Source organism: Bradyrhizobium tropiciagri (genome assembly GCF_018130545.1).
In the GTDB taxonomy this organism is placed as follows: domain Bacteria; phylum Pseudomonadota; class Alphaproteobacteria; order Rhizobiales; family Xanthobacteraceae; genus Bradyrhizobium; species Bradyrhizobium tropiciagri_A.
Genome location: NZ_JAFCKF010000009.1, coordinates 223807 through 239208 on the forward strand (window position 1 = coordinate 223807; position 15402 = coordinate 239208).

The following is a 15402-nucleotide window of genomic DNA, read 5'->3' on the forward strand; positions in this document are numbered from 1 at the left end:
CGTTTCACGAACCGGGGAGATGCACATGATGTCGTTTATTTCGCAGACCGTGCGCCCGCGTTCGTTGCTGCTGGGCGCCCTCGCGCACTAGGTCGCAGCGCTGATCGGGACTGATCCCCGATCAACCAAACTTCCCAACACCTTATCGACAATTTCAAGCGACGCCCGCGGCCGGATTCCGCCCGCACGTCGCCCCAGATGGAGCCGGCCGGCGCGACATTCGCGTGGCCGGGATGTGCCATGACCATGCAAACCACCAAGCGGCCGGCCGCGATCCGGATCGTCTTGCCATTCGTGTTCCGCCATTGGCTGGAGCAACCGTTGCGCGCTTCCGCCGTGACCGCCGGATTCCTCGGCGCGACCGCGGCCGACTTGTTCATGCCGGTGTTCTCCGGCCATCTCGTCGATGCGCTGACCGCGGGGCCGACCGACGCCGCCGCGCGCCAGGCGGCGATGCTGGCGTTCGGCGCCATTGTCGGGCTCGGCGCGCTGTCGCTGCTGCTGCGGTTGGTCGGCATTCAGACCATCGTGCCGTTCACGCTGAAGACGATGTCCGATGTCGGGCAGCAAGCCTTCATGCGCGTGCAGCGCTTCTCGACCGACTGGCACGCCAATTCGTTCGCCGGCTCCACCGTGCGTAAGATCACACGCGGCATGTGGGCGCTCGACCTGCTGAACGACACCATCCTGATGGCGCTGTTGCCGTCGGTCGTGGTGCTGCTCGGCTCGATGATCCTGCTCGGCGTGCATTGGCCGCAGCTCGGCGCGGTGATCGCGGTCGGCTCGGTGATCTATGTCGCGATGACCATGGTGTTCCAGGTGCGATACGTCGCGCCGGCCGCGCGGGTCTCCAATGCGTGGGACACCAAGGTCGGCGGCACGCTGGCCGATGCCTTGACCTGCAACGCGGTGGTGAAGTCGTTCGGTGCCGAGACGCGCGAAGACATGCGGCTCGACGGCGTCATCAGCCGCTGGCGCCGCCGGGTGCGCCGGACGTGGTTGCGCTACAACCACACCTCGACGGCGCAGCTCGTGGTGCTGCTGTGCTTCCGCGCCTCGGTGATCGGCGGCGCCATCCTGCTGTGGGCGGCCGGCCGCGCTACGCCGGGCGACGTCACCTATGTGCTGACCAGCTACTACATCATCCACGCCTATCTGCGGGATGTCGGCATGCACATCAACAACCTGCAGCGTTCGGTGAACGACATGGAAGAGCTGGTGCAGATCCATGGCGAGCCGCTCGGCATTGTCGATGCCGTCGATGCCGGGCCGATCGACATCCAGGGCGGTCGGATCGTGTTCGATGACGTCACCTTCCACTATGGCGGCCATCGCCGGCCGCTTTATGACGGGTTGTCGGTCGACATCGATGCGGGCGAGCGCGTCGGCCTGGTCGGGCGCTCTGGCTCCGGCAAGACGACCTTCGTCAAGCTGGTGCAGCGGCTCTACGACGTCACCAGTGGCAAAATCCTGATCGACGGTCAGGACATCGCCGAGGCGACGCAGCAATCGCTGCGCAGCCAGATCGCGATCGTGCAGCAGGAGCCGATCCTGTTCCACCGCACGCTGGCGGAAAACATCGCCTATGGCCGGCCCGGTGCCAGCATGGAGGCGATCGAGCAGGCGGCGCGGCTTGCCAATGCGCACGACTTCATCATGCGGCTGCCGAAGGATTACGGCACGCTGGTGGGCGAGCGCGGCGTCAAGCTGTCGGGTGGCGAACGGCAGCGCGTGGCGCTGGCGCGCGCCTTCCTGGCGGATGCGCCGATCCTGATCCTGGACGAGGCGACCTCGAGCCTTGACTCGGAGTCCGAGGCGCTGATCCAGCAGGCGATGGAGCGGCTGATGAAGGGCCGCACATCGATCGTGATCGCGCACCGGCTGTCGACCGTGCGCAGCATGGATCGCATCCTGGTGTTCGATCGCGGCGAGATCGTCGAGCAGGGCACGCACGAGGTGCTGGCCGCACGTGCCGGCGGCATTTACCGCGGCCTGTTCGAGCGTCAGGCGACCGAGTTCGGTCAGGCCGCAGCGGAGTGAACGATGGTGCGTGGTTGACGGGCGATGTCCCGCCAGCCACGCACCGGAATAGATACGACAATCGATTTCGAGAATGGAATTGAGATGAAAGACCTGACGCGCGGCTCCATCGTGAGCCATATATTGGTCATGGCTCCACCGATCGTGGTCGGCATGATCACGATCATGATCTGCCAGCTGGTCGACCTGTATTTTGTCGCCGGTCTCGGCGAGGCCGCCGTTGCGGGCGTGGCCGCGGCCGGCAACGCCGGTTTCCTCGTCAACGCGCTGATGCAGGTGCTGGGCGTCGGCACCGTCGCGCTGATCTCGCATGCCGCGGGACGTAAGGACCGCGATGATGCCAACCTTGTGTTCAATCAGTCGATCGTGCTGTCGGTGCTGTGCGGGCTGTTGACGCTGGGCGCGGGCGTCGTGCTGTCGCGTCTTTACATGCGTTCGGTCGCGGCCGACCCGGCCACCATCGACGCCGGCACCACCTATCTGTTGTGGTTCATGCCGGCGCTGGCGCTGCAATTCCTCATTCAGGTGATGGCGTCCGCGCTGCGGGCGACCGGCATCGTGCGGCCCAGCATGCTGGTGCAGGCGGTCGCGGTCATCATCAACATCGCACTGGCGCCGGTGCTAATCGCAGGCTGGGGCATCGGTCATGCGTTCGGCGTCGCCGGTGCAGGCCTGGCGAGCTCGATCGCCGTTCTGATCGGCGTGCTGATGCTGTTCGTGTATTTCCGCAAGCTGGAGCGCTATGTCGGGTTCGATCCCGCGCAATGGCGTCCACAACTGCGGCAATGGACGCGGATCCTCAATGTCGGCTTGCCCGCCGGCGGCGAGTTCGCGCTGATCTTCGCCTGGATGGGCGTGATCTACTACGTGCTGCGCGATTTCGGCCCGGCGGCCCAGGCCGGGTTCGGCATCGGCACGCGCGTGCTCGGCCTGATCCAGATGCCGGCATTGGCGGTCGCGCTCGCCGCCGGGCCGATCGCCGGTCAGAATTTCGGTGCAGGCAATGGCGCGCGGGTGCGGGAGACCTTCATCAAGGCGGTGTCGATCGGTACCGTCGTGATGATCGTCTTCACCGTTCTCGCGCATTGGAAGCCCGGGCTGTTGCTCGACGGCTTCTCGAATGATCGCGAGACCATGGCGGTCGCCGCCCAATTCCTGCACTTCGTCTCCATGAACCTCGTCGCGCAGGGGCTGGTCTTTACCTGCAACAGCATGTTCCAGGGCCTCGGCAACACCAGGCCGGTGCTGCTGAGTTCGATCGTGCGGCTCGTCACCTATGCGGTGCCGGTGATCTGGCTCTCGACGCGGCCCGGCTTCCGGATCGAGCATGTGTGGTATCTGTCGATCGCGACGACGACGCTGCAGGCCGGCTTGAGCCTGTGGCTGCTGCGTCGCGAGTTCAGGAAACGTCTCGCGCCATTGGCGCGCGACATCACGCCGGAACGCGTTGGTCTCGAGCCGGTCGGCTGACCGGCTCAGCCAATTGGCGGCCGTTCATCATTTCGGCGCCAGCCCGTTCCACACCAGCGCCACGCCGGACAGGAACAGCAGCACCAGCACGACGTCGGAAAAATTGCGGTCGCTGAGCGCGTGGTAGAGGCGCGAGCCGATCCAGGCGCCGAGCAGTGTCCCCGGAAACGCGCAGGCCACCAGCCAGATCAGTTTTGTTGTCACCAGCCCGCTTGCGATCTGGACCAGCAGTGCGGCCGCCAGGATGGTGAAGTTGAAGATCTGGAACACGCCGCGGCGCTGCTGCTTGCCCCAGCCGCGCACGCTCGCCCACAGGATCGGCAGCGGGCCGGACAGGCCGGCGAGGCCGCCGAGGATGCCACCGGCGAATCCGATCGCGCCGTCGGCCCATTTGCCACCGAACGAAATCGACATCGGCTTGCGCTGCAGGAACAGCAGGGTCGGAAACACCAGCAGGAAGACGCCGATCGTCAGCTTGAAGACCTCGGGGTCGGCACGGGCGATCAGCCGGATGCCGATCGGCACGCCGGCGAGACCGCAGATCACGAACGGCCAGACCAGGCGGAAATCGATGCTCTTCCAGATCGACGGCAGCGTCGAGACCTGCGCGATCACCGAGCAGACCAGCACCAGCGGCACCGCGAGCGTCGGCGGCAGCACATAGAGCCAGATGCCGAGCGCCATCAGCGCGGTACCGAAGCCGGCAAGGCCGGAGACGAAACCGCCGGCAAGCGCGCCGAAGAACAGGACCGCGTAGCTTGCCGGGGTCATCCTCATCTCGTTCTTATGATCGTTGCCGGGACGTTTACACGACGACGGCCATGGGTACACTTCAAAATCGCGGCTCATCAACGATAATCGAAATGGAAGCATCCTCATGACGGCGCATTCGCCCAAAACGTTTCTGGTCTGTCACGGCGCCTGGTCGGCGGGCTGGGCGTGGAAGAAGATGCATCCCTTGATGCAGGCTGCGGGACACCGGCTGATCACGCCGAGCTACACCGGGCTCGGCGAGCGCGCGCATCTCGCGCATCAGGGGCTCGACCTCGACGCGCATATCCAGGACATGCTCAACGTCATCTCCTACGAAGATCTGCGCGACATCGTGCTGGTCGGCCATTCCTATGGCGGCATGGTCGCGACCGGCGTCGCCGATCGCGTTCGCGAGCGCATCGCGCAGATGATCTATATTGATGCCTTCGTGCCGCGTGACGGCCAGTCGCTGTTCGATCTCAACGAGGTGGCGATCGCCAACATGCGGGAGGCGGCGCGCAACAACGACGGCTGGCGCATCCCGCCGATGCCGACGCCGCCGGATACATCCGCCGCGGACGTCGAATGGCTGACCGCGCGCCGTGTCGAGATGCCGATCAAATGCTTCGAGCAGAAACTGAAATTGAAGCACGGCGAGACCATCCTGCCTCGCAGCTACATCTACGCCACCCGCATCACGCCGGCGGATACGTTCGGGCAGTTCGCAAAACGCACGAAGGACGAAGCCGGCTGGCGCTATCTCGAAATCGACGCCAGCCACTCGCCGAACGTCACCGCGCCGCAGGCGCTGATGACGTTGTTGCAGGAGATCGTGGCTTAACGCGCCGTCGTTCGCCCGGCGTCATGCACCGCGTGCGTCGCGCACGGCCTGCGCGACTTTCGTCGCCTGCGATATTCGTCCGATCTTCGCGCCGGCGATGATCTTTCTTCGCCGTTCGCTTGGCTTCGATGCCATGCCGTCGCTGGCGGTCGGCCCCGCCGCGGGACGCGTCGCGAAGTCCGCGGCCCGGTGCAGCGCGAGGGCCTTTCGGGCGGCTTCGACATGCGCGGTCCGGGCCGCCAGATTGTGCTGACGCTTCAACTCCGTGTTCACCCGCTTCAGCGCCGCGGCGAACACCTGCTTGCGTTCCGAGGCGTGCGCGGCGGTCCCCGGAAAGCTTGCCCCGCGAGGCTCGGCCTTTCCGCGGCTCTCGCGCTGCTTGTGCCGGCTGACCGTGCGTTCCTTCGCGCGCATCTGGCGCAGGCGGGGGCGCATCGCCTCGAGCTCGGCCACCTCGACATCGTAGATCGCCGGGTGATGCGTCAGGCGGATCGTCTCATATTCTTCGTGGCTGAGAATGCTGCGTTCGAACTTGCAGGCCACCGACATGACCATTCCTCCTCTTTCAATCTCTGGCAGAGGGTTCAGCTCCTGATGATCATAGCGCGAATGCCGCCGAATGGCCAATCGGTCAGCTACGGCCCTGATGATCCGGATTCGTACTCGTGCACGGAAATCCAGGTTTCGCGGACGAGATTCACGAGCCCTGCGGTGAAAAATCCGAGGGCGACAATGAACAACACGGCGACGCCGTATTCGTGCCGCAGCTGGAAATATGCGCTGATGAACGCCACGATCACGAGCAGGCAGGTCAGGATGGCGCTTGTCGTGGAGTACAGGATAGAACGATTCAGCAATTCGGCACGGCGCCTCAATTGCGGCATGTCCCTCTTGAACCTTGCCTTGGCGTGATCGCCGTCCGGGACCGCTTCACCCGCTTGTATCCGGTCAGTCACCCGGTTCATGCGGGAGATCAGCAGGGACACGAACCCGGCAACTGCTCCGAGGAGGAACGACGGCGCGGTAACCTGAACGATCACCTGCGATATCTGTTCGACGGACGGAGTGTCGGGAACCTGCATCACACCTGCCTCTGTCCACGGACGCCGGGATAACGCAAAAATTCCCTAGCTGCTTGTCACCTTGCGAACGGGTGGAGGCTTCCAGGTCCCGTTGATGATCGACGGCGACTTCTCGTTCGGCCAGTACATGCGCAGCATCAGGACAAACTTGCCCGCCGGCGCGGGCAGCCAGTTGCTCTCCCTGTCGGGGCCTGGACTGTCCTTCTGGATGTAGAGATCGACCGAACCATCCGAATTGGATTTGAGGTTCTGGCGGGCGCTGATCGACTGGCGGTTAATCGGATTGGCGACGAAGAAGAAATTTTCGTCATACATCGTGATCGACCAGAATCCTGCGACCGGAGGAAGCTGCCCCTTCGGAAAGTGCAGGACGTATTTGTTGCTGCCGAGGTAGTCCTTGCCGTCGGCATCCTTCTGCGACGTCGGATAGCACGCATCCTGAATGCGATTGGCGCCAAGGCCGATTGCCGTGACAAGGGCGCGGTTGAAATAGTTGGTGCCGTAGATGCCAGCCTCGCTATCGAACGCCCAGCCGTTTACGTTCCGGATCGCCTTGTTGACCTTGAACTGCAGCATGATGCGGTCGAATGCCACTTGCGGGACCCGCTTGGCAAACGCGGCATCGAACTTGCTCGCATCGAACTCCTTGCCGGGGACGAGGCCGATCTTCGCGAACTTGGCAACTTCAGCCGCGTCGGCGGGCGCTGGCGGATTACGCTTCATCAGTTGCGCGAGAAGGGTGAAATACGCTGCTGCGTCCATCCGGTTGACCTGATCGCGAACCGGCGTCTTCATGTCGATTGACGCATCGACCTTGCCTGACGGAGGCGCATACGACTTGCCGTAGGCGCTGAGTGGCACGAGCTTGTACTCGTCCTGAGCGGCGTGCACCGCCGCGTAGTCTTCCGGCGTGCCGGTGCAGTAGATGCGGCCCAGGATCCAGACGAGGCTCGTGGGAGACTTGTACTCCTTGACTCCTGCGGGAAGCGTTCCCTTCCAGCCCGGTCCGGTGATCGCGTAGGTCTGGGCCTTGGTGCCGGTCGTGCGCTTGCCCGGGACCTGGAAGACATTGGTCCAGCCATCCAGCATCGGAAACAGGAAGTAGCGGTCTTTCATGTCCGGCATGCTCAGGACCCAGGGCTCGTCTCCCACGTCGATCCAGGCCGTGGTGTAGAGGGTGTCGGCATTGGGCGCCGTCACATCCTTGAAGCTGGCATCCGGGTACTTGCGGAGCTTGACGAATTGCCCCATCGGCCCACGGGTGCCTTCCACCTGGGCGACGTTTGTCATGACCCTGCGGGTCATCTCCATCGTCACCAGCGGATATCCATAGATATAGGCATCCTGGGCGAGCCAGAATTCTTCGCCGCCCTCCAGAGCCCGGACAACCGGGCCATCAAAATCGGCGCGTGCGGCGAGTGAAATTGCGAGCGGCGAAACCCCAGCGCACAGCGCTGCAAGTGCCTGACGACGCGTGATCGACATGGTGAGCCCTCCTGGTTTGATCCGGAGGGTCAGCGAAGCGAGTTCCAGGTACCTTGATTTGCGTCAATGTTGGTCGCGCGCACGTTGTCGCACCCGGAGCCCGACGCCGTGCTGCACGTGCGATTACGATTGCACTGCACCCACTCGGCGAGAGCCCTTGCTCAGGCAACCGCTTCTACGATTCTGCCTCGTCGTCCTTGAGTTGAATTCCCTCGGCGTTGAGAGCCCTGAAGAGAGCCGTGATGTCCTCGGACTCCATGTTGTTGGGGCACAAGCCGTTGAGTTGCTCGAAGGTGATCGTGCCGCTGTTCTTGGCGAGATCTCGTGCCTTCGCCATGATCTTCTGAAGGTCCATCTGCGATCCTCCGCGAGGAGCATTCTAGCAAACGGGACGCGGTCGTGGTGACGGATATGGCGAGGGGCCCGGCGTGTTGCGCCGAGCCCCTCATACTCCAAAATATCAGCCGGCCTGTAAGCCGGGTTCTGTAGGGCACCAATCTTGCGAATGGTACGCGACGGCCATTCCTCTGGGACAAGGCTTGCACCTTGCCTCGGGCAACCTACCCGGACAGCGGGCCTGACATCGCCCTGCGGTGTTATCGCGCGTGCGCGAACTAACCGCGTTGCCGTCCCTATTCGGTTTTGCTCCCGGTGTGGTTTGCCATGCCGTCTCCGTTGCCGGAAACGCGGTGCGCTCTTACCGCACCTTTTCACCCTTACTTCCTCCGGAGAGGGAGCGGTTTGTTCTCTGTGGCACTTTCCCTGGGGTCACCCCCGCCGGATGTTATCCGGCACCGCATGTCGATGGAGCCCGGACTTTCCTCCCCCGCGGCCTTTCGGCACTTGCGGGAGCGGCCGTCCGGCCGACTGACAGCCATGGCATGGGCGTTTAGGCCGGTCCCGTCAAGCGGATAACACCCGCCAAGGCGGCCAAAATAAATTATCCTGAAGATGTCGTTTGGCCTGTCGCCCGTTCGACTGGGTGTCGGCGATCCAGCCGATCAAGAGGAGAGATGAGATGCAATATTTGCTGCTGATCTACCGGAGCGACGCGGAATATGGCCGCATGAGCGCCGACGACCGCAAGGCCGTGACGACCGAATATGGGGCGTACACCCAGTCGATCATCCAGAGCGGCCACTTCAAGGCCGGCGACGGGCTGCAGCCGGTGTCGACCGCGACCACCGTGCGGGTCCGCGACGGCAAGACAATGACGACGGACGGGCCGTTCGCGGAAACCCGCGAGCAACTCGGCGGCTACTATCTGGTCGAGGCCAAGGATCTCGATACCGCGCTCGGTCTGGCGGCACGGATTCCCGGCGCCAAGACCGGCTCGATCGAAGTCCGGCCTGTTATGATCTACGATAACCCGCGCTAGCACCGTCATCTCCGATGAACACAGCGGTCGCGTCGCCGGGCGCGGCCGCTGAGCAACGATCGATGGTCATGACCCCGAGCCAAATCGAAAAGGTGTTTCGCGACGAGGCGGGCCGGGCGCTCGCGACGCTGATCCGCCTCGTCGGCGATTTCGATCTGGCCGAGGATGCGCTGCAGGATGCCTTCGCGGTGGCGCTGCAGCGCTGGCCGATCGGCGAATTCCCGACCAATCCGCGGGCCTGGCTGGTCAATGTCGGGCGCAACAAGGCGATCGACCGGGTCCGTCGCGCCGTCAGCTTTCGCGGCAAGCAGCAGGAACTGACGCATCAGCTGCTGCTCGATGCGGAGACCTCGCCCGAGCCGGTGGACGCGACGCTCGACGACGACATGCTGAGGCTGATCTTCACCTGCTGTCATCCGTCCTTTGCGCCCGAGGTGCAGGTCGCGCTGACCTTGCGCACGGTGTGCGGCCTGACCACCGTCGAGGTCGCGCGCGCATTCCTGGTCAGCGAGGACGCCATGGCGCAGCGCCTGTTGCGCGCCAAGCAGAAGATCAAGCTCGCCGGCATTCCCTATCAGGTGCCCGAGCGCGAGGCGCTGGAGCCGCGGCTGTCAGGCGTGCTCGCGGTGATCTACCTCGTCTTCACCGAAGGCTATGCCGCGACCGCGGGCGACGATCTGATGCGGCCCGATCTCGCGCGCGAGGCGATCCGGCTGGCGCGGCTGCTCGATGCGCTGATGCCGGCGCGCGGCGAGATCAAGGGCCTGCTGGCGCTGATGCTGCTGCATGATGCACGCCGCGCCGGCCGCCAGACCGCAGACGGCGACATCGTGCTGCTGGAGGAGCAGGACCGTTCGCTGTGGGATGTCAGGCAGATCGCCGAAGGCGTGCAGCTGGTCGAGGAGGCGTTGCGGATGCCGGGCCGGCCGCAATCCTATGCGGTGCAGGCCGCGATCGCCGCGCTGCATGCGCGGGCGCCGAGCTTTGCGGAGACCGACTGGCCGCAGATCGCCGGTCTCTACGAGGTGCTGCTGCGCATCAGCCCATCGCCGGTGATCGAGCTCAACCACGCCGCCGCGGTGTCGATGGTCGACGGCCCGGCGCGTGCGCTCGATCTGATCGACGCACTGGTCGCGCGCGGCACATTGAAGGGATACGACCAGCTGCCCGCGGTGCGCGCCGATCTGCTGCGCCGCCTCGGCCGCAAAGACGAAGCGCGGCAGGCGTATCTCGCTGCCACCGCCGCGACCCAGCTCGAGCCGTTGCGGCGGCTCTATGCGCGAAGGGTCGCGGAGCTGGGGTGAGATCACCTCATCTCGTGCGAGGTCGGTGAGGGCACGCAGCTTGGATCAGAGATCGTCAGCGTGCCCCGCAGCATTGCTCGTGCTCAGTACCCGGTCTTTGCCTTGGCGCCGCCGGTCGCTTGCCCGGTCGTCGTTCCGCTCGACATGCCGGTCGTGGTGCCGGGCGCCATCTTCTTCTGCGCATGCTGGACCTTGTGGGTCTTGTGCATGGTCGACGTGGTCTTGCCCTGGGTCGACATAGCGGCTGCCGGCGCGACGATGAGGCCGATGGCGGCAGCTCCCGCGATGAGTGCTTTGAACATGGACGAATCTCCACTCAGACCGCCCCAATGAAAAAGACGGCAGGTGGTGAAAGGTTCCAGTTTGCGCGTGCGCATTCAGGAAAAAGCGGCGCTACTTCGATGCGACCGCGGGAGCCTTCGCCGCATCCGGCGGCAGGCTCTCGAGCAGCGCGTACAGCGTCGCCATGGTGGAGCGGTCGGCGATCCCATCGACACGCTCGGGACGGAAGTGGCGCTGGAACGCGGTGACGACCTCCATGGTTGGGCCGTCGAATTTGCCGTTGGTCGGGATGTTGTAGCCGTAGCGGCGGAACGCGGCCTGCATATTGGAGACGGCATCGCTGATCGCGCCGAGCTGCAGCGCATCGCCGCGCACGATCGGTGCCGGCTGCACCCAGTGCCCGACGCCGGAATTGGCCAGCGAGTGCCAGGGGAATTTCTCGCCGGGATCCTTCTTGCGGCCCGGCGCGACGTCGGAATGGCCGAGCACGCGATGCGCGACCACCTTGCGGCGAAGCATGATGCCGCGGCACAGCGCGATCACGGCCGCGATCTGGCGCAGCGGAAAATCCGGATAGCCCCAATCGTGACCGCGATTGACGATCTCGACGCCGATCGAGCAGGAGTTGATGTCGTCTTCGTCGGCCCAGGCCGAGACGCCGGCGTGCCAGGCGCGCTTGCTCTCCGGCACGCATTGCACGATGCGGCCGTCCTCGAGCACGATGTAATGCGCCGAGACCTCGGTGCCGGCGGTGCAGAGCTGGGCGATCGCACCCTCGACGTCGGGCATGCCGGTGTAGTGCAGCACGATCATATCGGGTTGCCGGCCGTTGGCGCGATCGCCGAAATTCACCGACGGGATCACGTCGGAGGCGACAGAGGAATCCGGCGTGAACGTCTTCACGTCGGCCACGCCCTTCGGAACGGGAAGGACGCGCTGACGCTTCGAATCAGCGTTGCCGGATGAAGACGAACCAGAAGCCATACGAATCACTCAAACCCGAACCAGGAGAACGCATTTTGACATATGGATAAACAAATAGGCGTTTACTATTCCTTTACCGTGCGGGCGGCGCAATCGACCCCGCCGGTTCCACGGGCCGCAATGATGCCCGGAGTGAAGGCCGAGGGTATCACTCGAATGCGGACTAAAGTCGCGCGATTCCGCTAACCCTTCATCAACGTTTTCTTAACGTTAAGTGCCGTTACTGAGAGGTGAAGTGCCGAACCGGTTTCGGGGGACGGCCCACGGACGCTGAGCCCCGCTGTTGCGCGAAATCCCATGGAAACCCTCCCAATTCCGGTCGGATATCAGGATTTGCGGCCGAGGACGGGAGTTGGCGCTGGTATCGCGCAGCGGCTTCTTCATCGGAACGGTCGGGCAAGGCGCGAGGATTCGAGACGCAATGAGTCGGCGCGCAGCCAGCTTGCATGCCAGTTACGTGGCCCTGCCCGGGGACCGCGCATGAGCGAGCGTGCGCCGCGTCACATTTCGGTGCTGGGCCGCGAGGCGGTCGCCTATCTCGCGCCGCGCGCCGGCGGCGTCTATGTCGACGCGACGTTCGGCGCCGGCGGCTACAGCCGCATGATCCTCGACGTTGCCGACACGCGCGTCATCGGCATCGACCGCGACCGCACCGCGATTGCGGGCGGCTTCGACCTGGTCGACGGCGCAGGCGGCCGGCTGACGCTGGTCGAGAGCCGTTTCTCCGATCTCGCCGAGGTCTGCGCATCACAGGGCGTGGATCAGGTCGACGGCGTCGTGATGGATGTCGGCGTCTCCTCGATGCAGCTCGACCAGGCCGAGCGCGGCTTTTCGTTTCGCCTCGGCGGCCCGCTCGACATGCGGATGGCCCAGAGCGGGATGACTGCGGCCGATGTGGTCGCCACCGCCTCCGAGAAGCAGCTCGCCGACATCATCTATATCTTCGGCGAGGAGCGCCATTCGCGCGGCGTTGCGCGCGCCATCGTCGCCGCGCGCAAGGACGCACCAATCGAGACAACCGACGCGCTCGCCAACATCGTCGCGAAGGTCGTGCGCGCCAAGCCGAACGAGATTCATCCGGCGACGCGGACCTTTCAGGCGCTGCGCATCTTCGTCAATGAAGAGCTCGATGAGCTGCATCAGGCGCTGGCTGCGGCCGAGCGCGTGTTGAAGCCGGGCGGACGGCTTGCAGTGGTCTCGTTCCATTCGCTGGAAGACCGCATCGTCAAGAATTTCCTGAGCGAGCGGGGCAAGGTCTCCAGTGGCTCGCGGCATCTGCCCGAAGTGGCGCAGGCTGCGCCGAGCTTTCAGATCCTGACCAAGCGCCCGGTTGTGCCGTCCGATGCGGAGATCGCGGCGAATCCGCGCGCGCGTTCCGCAAAACTGCGTGCGGCCGAGCGTACCTCGGCGGCGGTGCACGCGGACGACGATCTGCCGTCCTGGCCGCGTCTTGCCGACCTGAAGCGGGGAGGCTGACGATGCGCCTTCTCCACCTCCTCGTCATCGGCATGCTGATCTTCGCGGCGTCCTATGTCTACCGCATCAAGATGGAATCGACCGCGCGCGTCGAACGCGTGCTGCAGCTCAACGCGGAGATCCGCGAGCAGCGCAACGCGATCGCCACCTTGCGCGCCGAATGGGCCAAGCTCGATGCGCCGCTCAGGCTGCAGGGGCTTGCCGAGCGGCATCTGCCGCTGAAGCCGATCAACGCCAACCAGTACGATTCCCTGAAGAACCTGCCGGAGCGGCCGCCGAGCTTCACGCGGCCCGGTTCGCGCGATCCGATCGGCGCGATGATCGACACCATCGAGGCGGCCGCTGCGCCCGACAGCACGACCGGATCGATCGACAAGCCGGTGACTGACCAGCCGACCGCCGACCAGCCCGCGCCCGCCGAGGACACTGAGCAGGGCGGGGGAAACCAGCAATGACGGGACCAGCCATGACCGATCCGGCACCCGCCAGCAATCCCGCCGCGAAATCCGCTGAGCCCTGGAGCCAGCGGCTGATCCGCACGCTGCTGTACGGCAAGAATGTCGACCGTGCCGCCAAGGCACGCGCGCGCGTCGGCCTTGCCATCGTCGCCTTTGCGGCTGTCTATTGCGTGCTGGCCGGGCGGCTCGTGCTGTTCGCCGTCGGCGCCGACAGCCATAGCGCGCGGCGCGCCGCCTCGCAGGACGCGATCGCGACCGCGCGGCCCGACATCACCGACCGCAACGGCGCCATTCTCGCAACCGACGTCAAGGCGCCGAGCCTGTTCGCTGAGCCGCGTCGCCTGATCGACAAGGATGAGGCGATCGAGCTTTTGACAGGGGCGCTGCCTGATCTCGACACCGGCGAAGTGCGCGACCGTCTGTCGTCGCGCAAGGGCTTCGTCTGGCTGAAGCGCGAGATCACGCCGAAGCAGCAGCTCGACATCCATCGCCTCGGCCTTCCCGGCGTCGGCTTCCTGCGCGAGAACAAGCGCGTCTATCCGACCGGCAACGAGGTCGCCCATCTGATCGGCCTGGTCAACATCGACAACCAGGGCATCGCCGGCATGGAGAAGTGGCTGGACAACAACGGTCTGGCCGATCTGCATCGCGCGGGCTTTGCCACCGACCGGCTGCAGAAGCCGGTTGAGCTGTCGGTCGATTTGCGGGTCGAGCACGCGCTGCGCGACGAATTGATCAAGGCGAAGGAGAAGTTCAAGGCCAAGGCTGCCTCCGGTCTGGTGTCGAACGTGCGCACCGGTGAGATCGTGGCGATGGTGTCGCTGCCGGATTTCGATCCGAACAATCCGAAGGAAGCGCACGATCCCGACCGCATCAACCGCCTGACCACGGGCGTCTACGAGATGGGCTCGACCTTCAAGGCGTTCACGCTGGCGATGGCGCTGGATAGTGGCCGGTTCGACCTCAATTCGATGTGGGATGCGCGCGGGCCGCTGCACTATGGCAAGTTCGCGATCCATGACGATCACAATCTGGGCCGCATGATCAACATGAAGGAGGTGTTCTATTATTCCTCCAACATCGGCGCCGGCCGCATTGCGCTGGCGATGGGCGTCGACGCGCACAAGGCCTTCCTGCGCAAGATGGGGCAGCTCGATCGGCTGCGCACCGAACTGCCGGAGAGCGCCTCGCCGATCGTGCCGAAGAAGTGGGGCGAACTGAACACCGTCACGATCTCGTTCGGTCACGGCATCGCGGTGGCGCCGCTGCAGGCGGTGATGGGCATCGATGCGCTGGTCAATGGCGGCTATCTGATCCCGCCGACGTTCCTGAAACGGACCGAGCAGGAGGCGATGGCGATGGCCAAGCGCGTCATCAAGCCCGAGACCTCGGACAAGATGCGCTATTTGATGCGGCTCAACGCCGAGGTCGGCACCGCCAAGAAGGCCGACGTCAAGGGCTACTATATCGGCGGCAAGACCGGCACCGCGGAGAAGGTGATCAACGGTCGCTACGCCAAGAAGCGCGTGCTCAACGCCTTCACCGCGATCCTGCCCGCCGACAATCCGAAATACCAGCTGCTGATCATGCTCGACGAGCCGCAGCCCCTGAAGGAGACCTACGGTTTCATCACCTCGGGCTGGAATGCGGTGCCGACCGGCGGCAACGTGATCGCCCGAATTGCGCCGCTTTTGGGCGTCGAACCGCGATTCGACCTGCCGCCGTCCGACCGCCTTATTCTTGCGGCATCCAGAGCAACCCAGTAAGGCGTATAGTCACAGCATGATCCGGACCGGAACGGCCGCGTTAGCGCAAAGTGCGAAGCGGTTTTCCGGATAGATCATGCTCA

15 protein-coding genes and 1 other RNA gene are annotated in these 15402 nt (G+C 64.7%); 8 read left to right on the top strand and 8 right to left on the bottom strand.

The features are described from left to right. The first annotated feature begins 240 nt into the window (after positions 1–240). Both JQ616_RS32950 and JQ616_RS32955 read left to right on the top strand, forming a co-directional pair. Positions 241–2040, top strand: coding sequence for an ABC transporter ATP-binding protein (locus JQ616_RS32950; protein ID WP_212022052.1), 1800 nt, complete (start codon positions 241–243; stop codon positions 2038–2040). 84 nt (positions 2041–2124) lie between these two features. After that, a complete protein-coding gene (locus tag JQ616_RS32955; protein WP_212022055.1) occupies positions 2125–3510 on the top strand; it encodes an MATE family efflux transporter in 1386 nt (461 codons plus the stop codon). A gap of 27 nt (positions 3511–3537) precedes the next feature. Here the strand turns inward: JQ616_RS32955 and JQ616_RS32960 are convergent, their stop codons facing one another. Continuing rightward, positions 3538–4281, bottom strand: coding sequence for a sulfite exporter TauE/SafE family protein (locus JQ616_RS32960; protein ID WP_212022057.1), 744 nt, complete (start codon positions 4279–4281; stop codon positions 3538–3540). A gap of 106 nt (positions 4282–4387) precedes the next feature. Here JQ616_RS32960 and JQ616_RS32965 point away from each other — a divergent pair, with 106 nt between their 5' ends. Then, the gene (locus tag JQ616_RS32965) at positions 4388–5104 is read left to right on the top strand and encodes an alpha/beta fold hydrolase (protein WP_212022059.1); all 717 of its coding nucleotides are present in this window, start codon (positions 4388–4390) and stop codon (positions 5102–5104) included. Positions 5105–5125: 21 nt separating this feature from the next. On the opposite strand, the gene JQ616_RS32970 is transcribed toward JQ616_RS32965, so the two are convergent. The 5 genes from JQ616_RS32970 to rnpB all read right to left on the bottom strand — a co-directional run bounded on the left by JQ616_RS32970 (position 5126) and on the right by rnpB (position 8542). Continuing rightward, a complete protein-coding gene (locus tag JQ616_RS32970) occupies positions 5126–5653 on the bottom strand; it encodes a hypothetical protein (protein WP_212022062.1) in 528 nt (175 codons plus the stop codon). An 86-nt stretch (positions 5654–5739) separates the two neighbouring features. Beyond that, a complete protein-coding gene (locus tag JQ616_RS32975) occupies positions 5740–6186 on the bottom strand; it encodes a DUF2721 domain-containing protein (RefSeq protein ID WP_212022063.1) in 447 nt (148 codons plus the stop codon). A gap of 45 nt (positions 6187–6231) precedes the next feature. Continuing rightward, positions 6232–7671 (bottom strand): DUF1254 domain-containing protein, encoded by a 1440-nt coding sequence (locus JQ616_RS32980; RefSeq protein ID WP_212022064.1) that lies wholly within the window; start codon positions 7669–7671, stop codon positions 6232–6234. A gap of 175 nt (positions 7672–7846) precedes the next feature. Further along, entirely contained in the window at positions 7847–8026 is a 180-nt protein-coding gene (locus tag JQ616_RS32985; protein WP_212022065.1) for an RNA polymerase sigma factor region1.1 domain-containing protein, read from the bottom strand. 101 nt (positions 8027–8127) lie between these two features. Further along, positions 8128–8542, bottom strand: an RNA gene (gene rnpB, locus JQ616_RS32990) — RNase P RNA component class A. 147 nt (positions 8543–8689) lie between these two features. Between rnpB and JQ616_RS32995 the strand changes: the two genes are divergently transcribed. Beyond that, positions 8690–9049, top strand: coding sequence for a YciI family protein (locus tag JQ616_RS32995; protein ID WP_212022066.1), 360 nt, complete (start codon positions 8690–8692; stop codon positions 9047–9049). A 68-nt stretch (positions 9050–9117) separates the two neighbouring features. Beyond that, entirely contained in the window at positions 9118–10353 is a 1236-nt protein-coding gene (locus tag JQ616_RS33000; RefSeq protein ID WP_212022067.1) for an RNA polymerase sigma factor, read from the top strand. Between the two features lie 83 nt (positions 10354–10436). Here the strand turns inward: JQ616_RS33000 and JQ616_RS33005 are convergent, their stop codons facing one another. Both JQ616_RS33005 and JQ616_RS33010 read right to left on the bottom strand, forming a co-directional pair. Further along, on the bottom strand, positions 10437–10655 hold the full coding sequence (locus JQ616_RS33005) for a hypothetical protein (RefSeq protein WP_212022068.1): 219 nt from the start codon (positions 10653–10655) through the stop codon (positions 10437–10439). A 91-nt stretch (positions 10656–10746) separates the two neighbouring features. Beyond that, entirely contained in the window at positions 10747–11619 is an 873-nt protein-coding gene (locus tag JQ616_RS33010) for an N-acetylmuramoyl-L-alanine amidase (protein WP_212022069.1), read from the bottom strand. 480 nt (positions 11620–12099) lie between these two features. Between JQ616_RS33010 and rsmH the strand changes: the two genes are divergently transcribed. Genes rsmH through JQ616_RS33025 form a run of 3 tightly spaced genes read left to right on the top strand, consistent with a single transcriptional unit; the run spans position 12100 to position 15319 of the window. Continuing rightward, on the top strand, positions 12100–13095 hold the full coding sequence (gene rsmH, locus JQ616_RS33015) for a 16S rRNA (cytosine(1402)-N(4))-methyltransferase RsmH (RefSeq protein WP_212022070.1): 996 nt from the start codon (positions 12100–12102) through the stop codon (positions 13093–13095). 2 nt (positions 13096–13097) lie between these two features. Next, entirely contained in the window at positions 13098–13550 is a 453-nt protein-coding gene (gene ftsL / locus JQ616_RS33020; protein WP_212022071.1) for a cell division protein FtsL, read from the top strand. An 11-nt stretch (positions 13551–13561) separates the two neighbouring features. After that, positions 13562–15319: a peptidoglycan D,D-transpeptidase FtsI family protein gene (locus tag JQ616_RS33025; RefSeq protein ID WP_212022405.1), complete on the top strand. Its 1758-nt coding sequence runs from the start codon at positions 13562–13564 to the stop codon at positions 15317–15319. Positions 15320–15402 lie beyond the last annotated feature (83 nt).